At 72.5% G+C, this 8,555-nt stretch carries 10 protein-coding genes; 5 read left to right on the top strand and 5 right to left on the bottom strand.

Annotated elements, in window-relative coordinates:
- Together MTQ10_RS24115 and MTQ10_RS24120 are read left to right on the top strand one after the other, a co-directional pair.
- A partial coding sequence (locus tag MTQ10_RS24115; RefSeq protein ID WP_374117677.1) for a rhomboid-like protein occupies positions 1-200 on the top strand: 200 nt, incomplete at its 5' end.
- A gap of 11 nt (positions 201-211) precedes the next feature.
- Complete coding sequence (locus MTQ10_RS24120; protein ID WP_247472262.1) at positions 212-1,609, top strand: NAD(P)/FAD-dependent oxidoreductase; 1,398 nt, start codon at positions 212-214, stop codon at positions 1,607-1,609.
- A 122-nt stretch (positions 1,610-1,731) separates the two neighbouring features.
- Here MTQ10_RS24120 and MTQ10_RS31730 read toward each other — a convergent pair whose 3' ends face one another.
- Together MTQ10_RS31730 and MTQ10_RS24130 are read right to left on the bottom strand one after the other, a co-directional pair.
- Positions 1,732-1,929: a zinc-binding dehydrogenase gene (locus MTQ10_RS31730; RefSeq protein ID WP_374117678.1), complete on the bottom strand. Its 198-nt coding sequence runs from the start codon at positions 1,927-1,929 to the stop codon at positions 1,732-1,734.
- 277 nt (positions 1,930-2,206) lie between these two features.
- Complete coding sequence (locus tag MTQ10_RS24130) at positions 2,207-3,388, bottom strand: NAD(P)-binding protein (protein ID WP_247472263.1); 1,182 nt, start codon at positions 3,386-3,388, stop codon at positions 2,207-2,209.
- Between the two features lie 169 nt (positions 3,389-3,557).
- Here MTQ10_RS24130 and MTQ10_RS24135 point away from each other — a divergent pair, with 169 nt between their 5' ends.
- A complete protein-coding gene (locus MTQ10_RS24135; protein WP_247472264.1) occupies positions 3,558-4,217 on the top strand; it encodes a pentapeptide repeat-containing protein in 660 nt (219 codons plus the stop codon).
- A gap of 109 nt (positions 4,218-4,326) precedes the next feature.
- Here MTQ10_RS24135 and MTQ10_RS24140 read toward each other — a convergent pair whose 3' ends face one another.
- Positions 4,327-4,827 (bottom strand): hypothetical protein, encoded by a 501-nt coding sequence (locus tag MTQ10_RS24140; RefSeq protein WP_247472265.1) that lies wholly within the window; start codon positions 4,825-4,827, stop codon positions 4,327-4,329.
- A 38-nt stretch (positions 4,828-4,865) separates the two neighbouring features.
- Here MTQ10_RS24140 and MTQ10_RS24145 point away from each other — a divergent pair, with 38 nt between their 5' ends.
- The gene (locus tag MTQ10_RS24145; protein WP_247472266.1) at positions 4,866-6,275 is read left to right on the top strand and encodes a M1 family metallopeptidase; all 1,410 of its coding nucleotides are present in this window, start codon (positions 4,866-4,868) and stop codon (positions 6,273-6,275) included.
- A gap of 40 nt (positions 6,276-6,315) precedes the next feature.
- Here the strand turns inward: MTQ10_RS24145 and MTQ10_RS24150 are convergent, their stop codons facing one another.
- Positions 6,316-7,263: a GNAT family N-acetyltransferase gene (locus tag MTQ10_RS24150; RefSeq protein ID WP_247472267.1), complete on the bottom strand. Its 948-nt coding sequence runs from the start codon at positions 7,261-7,263 to the stop codon at positions 6,316-6,318.
- Positions 7,264-7,341: 78 nt separating this feature from the next.
- Positions 7,342-7,917, bottom strand: a complete 576-nt coding sequence (locus tag MTQ10_RS24155; protein WP_247472268.1) for a TerD family protein — start codon at positions 7,915-7,917, stop codon at positions 7,342-7,344.
- A gap of 148 nt (positions 7,918-8,065) precedes the next feature.
- On the opposite strand from MTQ10_RS24155, the gene arfB reads away from it, so the two are divergent.
- Positions 8,066-8,503 carry an alternative ribosome rescue aminoacyl-tRNA hydrolase ArfB gene (arfB, locus tag MTQ10_RS24160; RefSeq protein ID WP_247472269.1) on the top strand — a complete coding sequence of 146 codons (438 nt, stop codon included), beginning with the start codon at positions 8,066-8,068 and terminating at the stop codon, positions 8,501-8,503.
- Positions 8,504-8,555 lie beyond the last annotated feature (52 nt).

The following is an 8,555-nucleotide window of genomic DNA, read 5'->3' on the forward strand; positions in this document are numbered from 1 at the left end:
TCCGGGGGGCGGTGTGGCGGTACGGGTATCTGGGGGCGGTGCTGGTGGTGTACGGGGCGCCGCTGGTGGTGGGGCGGACGTTCACGGACGTGGGGCATGCGGTGGGGCTGCTGACGGGGTTGGTGTGCGGTCCGGTGGCGGCGGGACGGGTGCGAAGAACACGGAATCCGAAGGAGACAGCGGCGGTGGGCAGCGATTAACGTCCCAGGTCATGACCAGCTCTGTCGTGAACGGCGGTATCTCCTTCTGGTATGCGGACGACGGTCTTCCGGCCGTGCGGGAGCCGCTGCCGGGTGACGCGACGGCCGATGTCGTGATCGTCGGCGGCGGGTACACGGGCCTGTGGACGGCGTACTACCTGAAGAAGGCGGCGCCGTTCCTGAGGATCACCGTCCTGGAGCAGAAGTTCTGCGGGTACGGCGCGTCGGGACGGAACGGCGGCTGGCTGTACAACGGCGTCGCGGGCCGGGACCGGTACGCGAAGCTGTACGGCCACGAGGCGGCCGTACGGTTGCAGAAGGCGATGAACGAGACGGTCGCCGAGGTCGTGCGGGTCGCCGATGACGAGGGCATCGACGCGGACATCGTGCGGGGCGGTGTGCTGGAGGTGGCGCGGACGCCTGCGCAGCTGGCGCGGCTGCGGGCGTTCCATGAGCACGAGCTGTCGTACGGCGAGACGGACCGTGAGCTGTACGGCGCGCGGGAGACCGCCGAGCGGATCCGGGTGGCGGACGCGGTGGGGTCGGCGTGGACGCCGCACGGGGCGCGGTTGCATCCGGTGAAGCTGGTGAAGGGGCTCGCGGCGGCGGTCGAGAAGCTGGGTGTGACGATCTTCGAGTCGACGCCGGTGACGGAGGTCCGGGCGGGGCGTGCGGTGACGCCGTACGGGACGGTGCGGGCGTCGTACGTGCTGCGCTGCACGGAGGGGTTCACGGCGTCGCTGAAGGGGCAGCGGCGGACGTGGCTGCCGATGAACTCGTCGATGGTGGCGACGGAGCCGCTGAGCGAGGAGCAGTGGGCGGCGATCGGCTGGGAGGGCCGGGAGACGCTGGGGGACATGGCGCACGCGTACATGTACGCGCAGCGCACCGCGGACGGGCGGATCGCGTTGGGCGGGCGCGGGGTGCCGTACCGGTTCGGTTCGCGGACGGACAACGACGGGCGTACGCAGCCGGAGACGGTGGAGGCACTGCGGGACATCCTGGTGGACTTCTTCCCTGCGCTGGCGGGGGTGCGGATCACGCACGCGTGGTCGGGTGTGCTGGGGGTGCCGCGGGACTGGTGTGCGTCGGTGACGCTGGACCGGGCGACGGGGCTGGGCTGGGCCGGCGGGTATGTCGGGTCGGGGGTGGCGACGTCGCATCTGGCGGGGCGGACGCTGTGCGATCTGGTGCAGCTGGACTCGGGGCAGGGCCGCGCCACGGAGCTGACGGAGCTGCCGTGGGTGGGGCACAAGGTGCGCAAGTGGGAGCCGGAGCCGTTGCGATGGCTGGGGGTGCACGGCATGTACGCCACGTACCGGTCGGCGGACCGGCGGGAGCGGGTGTCGCACAGTGCGGCCCCGTCCCGGCTGGCGCGGCTGGCGGACCGGGTGGCGGGGCGGCACTGAGGGGCTCGGCGCGGCGACGGCCGTGCGGCTGCGTGGTTGCGTGGCTGTGCGGCTGTGCGGTTGTGCGGTTGCGCGGCTTCGAGGTGCGTGTCGGTTTTACGGCGTTGACGTGCGCGTCGGCTTCAGGGCGTTGCCGTGCGTGTCGGTTCGAGGACGACCTCGCCGGTGGTGCGGCGGGTCTCCAGGGCGCGGGGGGTTTCCGCGGCCTCGGCGAGGGGGAAGCGGTGGACGGCGGGGGTGAGGCGGCCCGCGGCAGCCCCGGCGAGGGCGCGTTCCGCGAGGGTGCGCAGGGGGTCGGGTCCGTCGGCGCGTTCCGGCATGGCGGGGCCGAGGGCCGGCTGGGAGATGTCCTCGATGTGGAGGCCGCCGCCTTCGGAGAGGCTTTCGAGGACCAGCCGAAGACGATGTGCCGGCCGCCGGGTGCGAGGAGGTGGGCGCCGGCGGCGGCGACCTCGATGCGGACCTGGCCGGGGCCCGGCCGGGGGTCCTCGACCTCTTCGTGGGTGAGGTTGTCGGCCGGGCCGAAGGTGTGCGGGCGGATGGCGCCCACGGGTGTCTCTCTGGTGTGTGGTGACCGGTGCGTACCACTGTTCGACCTCAAGCGTGCTTGAGGTCGAGGTCGGCGGTGTGGCCGAGGGCGAGGGAGACGGCGGTGACGGCGCTGTTGAAGGAGACCTCGGAGAGGACGCCGGGGGCGGCGACCTGGTCGCCGGCGAGGTAGACGCCGTCGCCGCGGTCGATGGCGGGGCGGTCGCGCCAGGTGGTGCCGGGGAGGTCGACGGCGCCGGTGCGGCCGTTGGCGGTGGCCTCGCGGCGCCAGGTGAGGCGGTCGCGCCAGCCGGGGAAGCCCAAGTCGAGCAGGTGTTCGGCGCGGGCGATGCCGTCGGCGCGCTTCTCGTGCGGGGCGAGGGGGATCTGGCCCTGGATGAGCTGCTCGCCGGCGGGGGCGAGGGTGCGGTCCTGGGCGGTGAAGCGTTCCAGCCAGCCGGGGGAGTCGAGGTCGGAGATGGCGAAGGGGTCGCCGCGGCGGGTGCGGACGGCGAGGTCGATGAGGGCGGTACGGCCGCTGGGCCAGGTCAGGGTGTCGTCGCCGAGGAGGCGGCGGGCGGCGTCGAGGGAGGTGGCGACGATGACGGGGGTGTCGGTGGGGACGGCCTCGACACGGGCCAGGGTCTCCACGCGGACGCCGAGGTTCCAGGCGCGGGCGGCCATGCGTTCGATGACGTTGCCCCAGCCGCCGCGCGGGTAGTGAGCCTCGGGGGGCAGCTTGGTGGCGCGGCGCAGGCGTTCCTGCACGAACGCGGCGGACAGGGAGCCCGGGTCGTGGTGGAACAGGGCGACGGCGACGTAGTTGGCGGCGGCGCGGGCGGCTTCCTCGCCGGCGACGTCGGTGGCCCAGGTGAGGAAGTCGGTGTCGACGGGGGCGGGGCGCAGGCCGGGGCGCAGCAGCTTCAGCAGGGCGAAGGGCGGGGTGCGGCGCAGGACGCCCTTGTGGTGCAGGCGCAGTCGGGCGGCCTCCAGGGGCGGCAGCGGGGCGAGCGGGCCGAGCAGGTCGCGCCGGCGCAGCCAGGTCCAGTGGGGGCCGCCGTTGTAGAGGGCGTGGGGTCCCTCGTTGGTGCGGTACGGGCCGTCGGCGGTGCGGGCCCGGCCGCCGAGGGCGTGGTGGGCCTCGTAGACGGTGACCTTGGCGCCGGCCTCGGCGGCGGTGATGGCCGCGGTGAGTCCGGCGAAGCCGCCGCCGATGACGGTGAGGCGGCGGGTGTGGTGGGCCTGAGGCATGTCGGTGGTCCTCCTCGTGCGGTGGGCGACTTTCACCACTAGGGACCGGACAGCGCCCGCGAATGTGACACGTGCCGGGTTTTCGCAGGTCAGGGCGATTGTCAGTGGTGGGGTGCAGCATGGGGTCAGGGCTGGGACACAGGTGGTCCGGGACGGAGTGCGGGTTGCGATGGTGCGAGGGGACGTGAAGGCGGCGCGGCGCCCGGAGCTGCGCCTGCCGGAGCTTCGGGGGTACGGCGGCGGGCTGGAGCCGGACGGGGACTACGACGGGCTGGAGTTCACCGGCACGGATCTGGGCGGCCAGGACGGTGCGGGGGCGCGGTTCCTGGACTGTGTGCTGGCGGGGTGCGGGCTGGACGGCACGCGGCTGCGGCATGCGCGGGTGCTGGACTCGCGGCTGACGGGGGTGCGCGGGGTGGGCACGGATCTGGCGGAGGCCACGTTCCGGGACGTGGAGCTGTTCGACGCCCGGCTGGGCGGCACGCAGTTGCACGGGGCGGTGCTGGAGCGGGTGCTGATCCGCGGCGGCAAGATCGACTACCTGAATCTGCGCAAGGCCCGCCTGAGAGACGTCGTGTTCGAGTCGTGCGTGCTGGTGGAGCCGGACTTCGCGGGCGCCCGCCTGGAGCGGGTGGCGTTCGTCGACTGCGCGGTGCGGTCCGCCGACTTCGGCTCGGCGACCCTGACCGATGTGGACCTCCGCGGCGCGGGCCCGCTGGAGATCGCCCGGGGCCTGGACCGCCTGTCCGGCGCGGTGATCAGCACGGCCCAGTTGCTGGACCTGGCGCCGGCGCTGGCGGGGGAGCTGGGGATCAGAGTGGAGGACTGAGGGGCCGCCTGACGTGCGGCCACGACCGGATCGTGCGGGGTGAGTCGCTTGCGGGGAGGGATGCTGTCGGGCCTCATGGCCGCAGGCGCGCCGGAGAGGTGACGGTGTGTCAGGGGATGCGGGGGAACTTGGCCTGGAGGGTCCAGATGGCGGGGTTGTCGGCGAGGTCCTCGTGCATGTCGGTGAGGTCGGCGATCAGGTCGTGGAGGAAGTCGCGGGCCTCTCGGCGGAGTTCGGCGTGGGAGAAGGTGAGCGGGGGTTCCTCGGCCGGCATCCAGTCGGAGGTGATGTCCACCCAGCCGAAGCGGCGCTCGAACAGCAGACGGTCGGTGGACTCGGTGAAGTCCAGTTCCGCGCGCTGCGGGCGGGAGGCGCGGGAGCCCGCCGGGTCCCGGTCGATCTGCTCGACGATGTCGCACAGCGCCCACGCGAAGTCCAGCACCGGCACCCATCCCCAGGCTGTGGACAGTTCCCGGTCGGCCTCCGTGTCCGCGAGATACACGTCACCGCAGAACAGATCGTGCCGCAGAGCGTGGACGTCCGCGCGCCGGTAGTCCGTCTGGGGCGGGTCCGGGAAGCGGTTGGAGAGGGCGTAGCCGATGTCGAGCACGCGGGAAATGGTGTCATGCCCCGCGTAGGATCACGGACGTGTCCCGATTCGCGCCCGTTGTTCCCGCTGCCCTGCTCGTCCTCGCTCTGACCGGCTGCACGGGCTCCGGGGACGGTGCCGGTGTCCAGGGCTCGCCGGGCGCCGCGGGCGTACGCGACCCGTTCTTCGCGAAGGCGGGCAACGGCGGCTACGACGTCGGACACTACGATCTGCGCCTGGCCTACGACCCCGCCCGCCACCACCTCACCGGTACGGCCACGATCACCGCCCGCGCCACACAGGACCTGTCCGCGTTCGATCTGGACCTCAAGGGCCTGGACGTCGAGACGGTCACCGTCGAGGGCCGCCCCGCCCGCTTCAACCGCGCCGGGCAGGAAGTGACCGTCCGCCCCGCCGAGGACCTCGACCGCGGCGAGACCTTCCAGGTGACCGTCCGCTACGCGGGCAGCCCGCTCACCGTCACCGATCCCGACGGCTCGAAGGAGGGCTGGCTGCCGACCGCGGACGGGGCGCTGGCGCTCGGCGAGCCGGTGGGGTCGATGGCCTGGTACCCGGGCAACCATCACCCCTCCGACAAGGCGACGTACGACATCACCGTCACCGTGCCCGACGGGCTGACGGCCGTGTCCAACGGGGAGTTGCGCGGCCGGACGACGAGCGGCGGGCGCACCACCTTCGCGTGGCACACCGCCGAACCGATGGCGAGCTATGTCACCACCCTCGCCATCGGCCGCTACGAGGTCTCCACGCCGACTGTGGGCGAGCGCAGGCTGCCCGCGTACATCGCCGTCGACCCGGTCAGTGCCGCGGACAGCAAGAAGGTGCTGGCGCGGCTGCCGGAGATCATGGACTGGCTGGAGACCAACTTCGGCCCGTACCCGTTCTCCTCCACCGGTGCGATCGTCGACCGGGCCGAGGACGCCGGGTATGCGCTCGAGACACAGAACCGGCCCGTGTTCCCCGGCCCTCCCGAAACGGTCACGCTGGTGGTGCACGAGCTGGCCCACCAGTGGTACGGCGACTCGGTCACGCCGAAAACCTGGCGGGACATGTGGCTGAACGAGTCCTTCGCGACGTACGCGGAATGGCTGTGGGACGAGGACCACGGCGGGGCCAGCGCGGAGGAGACCTTCCAGCAGCTGTACGCGCACGGCGAGGAAAAGCACGAGGAACTGTGGGACTTCCCGCCGGCCGACCCGGGCGGTCCCGAGCATGTCTCCGCCGACCCGGTCTACCAGCGGGGCGCGATGGTCCTGCACAAGATCCGGCAGGCCGTCGGCGACGACGCGTTCTACGACATCGTGCAGGGCTGGGCCGCCGCGCACCGGCACGGTAACGCCTCCACCGCCGACTTCACCGCGTTCGTCGAGCACCGCAATCCAGACGTCGACTTCAGCGGTATCTGGAAGGACTGGCTGTACGGCGACGGCAAACCCGCCCGGCCGTGACGGCGGCGGCCCCCGGAACCCCTGGAAGCGGGCCGGGGCGTCACACCCGGCGGAACTCCTCCAGCAGCCGGCCCAGATCCGGCGGCCACAGCGGCTCCGCCGGGTCGGCCAGCTCGGCGGGGCTCCACCAGCGCCAAGCGAGGATGCTGTCGGCGGCGTGCGCGGCGGCCAGATGCGGCCCGCCGGGCTCACGGCGCGGGCCTTCGGTGACGTAGATGTGCTCGTGCTGGCGGACGGGAATGCCGCTGTGCGTGAAGTCGTGCTCCCACGTGCACAGCAGTGGGCCGGGCCGCAGATCGGTCCACCCGGTCTCCTCCCGCAGCTCGCGCAGGGCGCCCTCGCGCGGGGACTCGCCGTCCTCCAGACCGCCGCCGGGCAGCGCCCAGTGCACGCCGACCTCGACGTTGTCGTACCGGAAGAGGAACACCGCGCCGTCCGGGGCGACGATCGCGGTGCGGGCGGCGGGGCGGGGCGTGCGCAGCTCCTTGCGCAGGACGCGGCAGGGGCGGCCCAGTTGCAGGTCGGGCCGGCGGTCGATCTCCTCGTATCCGAGGGACGTCCAGAACGCGAGCGCCTTCGGGTTGTTCTCCAGTACGGCGAGCCGCAGCCCGGCGCGGCCGGCCGCGCGGAAGCGGTCCTCCACGGCGGTGGCGATCCGGCGTCCGTGTCCGCGGCGCCGGCTGCCCGCGTCCACCATCAGCAGGCCGATCCATGGGTCGGGGTCGGCGGGGTCCGGGTGATGGGCGGCGACTGCCGCGACACCGACCAGCCGGCCCTCCGAGCGGGCCAGCAGTACCTCCGCGCCCGGATGGGCCAGATCCTCCACGAGGGACGCCGCGACCTGCTCCTCCCGGATGTCGTCCGGGTCGGGGAAGTCGCCGCTGAGGGCGTGGAATTCGCGGTTCGACGCATACAGCGCCGTCAGCTCGGTCAGAAGCGGGGCCGGGACGGTGCCGTCGGGGCCGAGGACGAGAGGTTCCAGGGTCACCCGGTGACGGTAACGCTCCACGGTCCGGGAGCCCCCGGCAATTTCCCGGCTGCCGGGGGCCTCACGGTCCCGCCTGTGTCAGACGTTGACGCCGTAGTCCTGGGCGATGCCGACCAGGCCCGAGGCGTAGCCCTGGCCGACGGCGCGGAACTTCCACTCGGCGCCGTTGCGGTACAGCTCGCCGAAGACCATCGCCGTCTCCGTCGCCGCGTCCTCCGACAGGTCGTAGCGCGCGATCTCGGCGCCGCCCGCCTGGTTGACGATGCGGATGTAGGCGTTGCGGACCTGGCCGAAGTTCTGCGAGCGGTTCTCCGCGTCGTAGATGGAGACCGGGAAGACGATCTTGTCGATGTCGGCGGGGAGCGCCGCCAGGTTGACGTTGATCGCCTCGTCGTCGCCGGCGCCCTCGCCCGTGCGGTTGTCGCCGGTGTGGACGATGGAGTTGTCCGGGGTCTGCTTGTTGTTGAAGAAGACGAAGTGGGCGTCCGAGTAGACCTTGCCCTGCGCGTTGACCGCGATCGCCGACGCGTCGAGGTCGAAGTCGGTGCCGGTGGTGGTGCGGACGTCCCAGCCGAGGCCCACGGTGACAGCGGTCAGGCCCGGAGCCTCCTTGGTGAGCGAGACGTTGCCACCCTTGGACAGGCTTACAGCCATGGGGAGTCCTTTCCCTCGTGATGCGTACGGCATGAAGCTACAGCTACCGATATGAACGCAGAGCGCCCCGCCCCAGGTTCCGCCCTTCTTTACTTTCTTTACCGAACGGCCGAAATTCGCGTGACGTGAACCGGACACAGGCGGGAACATGGACGACATGTCCGGTCCCCTTCTCGTCCGCGGCTCCGTCGCGCTGCCCGACGCCGAGCTGATGTGGCGTTTCTCGCGGTCCTCCGGGCCGGGCGGGCAGCACGTCAACACGACCGACAGCCAGGTCGAACTGCGCTTCGATCTCGCCCGTACCGAGGCGTTGCCGGAGGTGTGGAAGCGGCGGGCGTTGCAGCGGCTCGGGCCGCGGCTGGTCGACGGGGTCGTGTCGGTACGGGCGTCCGAGCACCGGTCGCAGTGGCGGAACCGGGAGGCGGCGATGGTGCGGCTGGCCGCGCTGCTGTCCGAGGCGACTGCGCCGCCGCCGCGAGCGCGGAAGCCGACGCGGGTCCCTCGCGGGATCAACGAGCGCCGGCTGCGGGAGAAGAAACAGCGCTCGGAACTGAAACGCGCCCGTTCCCGCCGCGACTGGCCCTGACGGGCCGCGGGGGTGCCTCCCCCCGGATGGGGGGTACCCCCAGCACCCACCC

The sequence above is a fragment of the Streptomyces sp. XM83C genome, assembly GCF_023072675.1.
In the GTDB taxonomy this organism is placed as follows: Bacteria; Actinomycetota; Actinomycetes; order Streptomycetales; family Streptomycetaceae; genus Streptomyces; species Streptomyces thermocoprophilus.

Bases quoted from the DNA above. Each gene is read 5' to 3' on its own strand.
- MTQ10_RS24130 (WP_247472263.1), bottom strand. From the start codon at position 3,388: ATGCCTCAGGCCCACCACACCCGCCGCCTCACCGTCATCGGCGGCGGC.
- arfB (WP_247472269.1), top strand. From the start codon at position 8,066: ATGGACGACATGTCCGGTCCCCTTCTCGTCCGCGGCTCCGTCGCGCTG.
- MTQ10_RS24155 (WP_247472268.1), bottom strand. From the start codon at position 7,917: ATGGCTGTAAGCCTGTCCAAGGGTGGCAACGTCTCGCTCACCAAGGAG.
- MTQ10_RS24135 (WP_247472264.1), top strand. From the start codon at position 3,558: ATGGTGCGAGGGGACGTGAAGGCGGCGCGGCGCCCGGAGCTGCGCCTG.
- MTQ10_RS31730 (WP_374117678.1), bottom strand. From the start codon at position 1,929: ATGCCGGAACGCGCCGACGGACCCGACCCCCTGCGCACCCTCGCGGAA.
- MTQ10_RS24120 (WP_247472262.1), top strand. From the start codon at position 212: ATGACCAGCTCTGTCGTGAACGGCGGTATCTCCTTCTGGTATGCGGAC.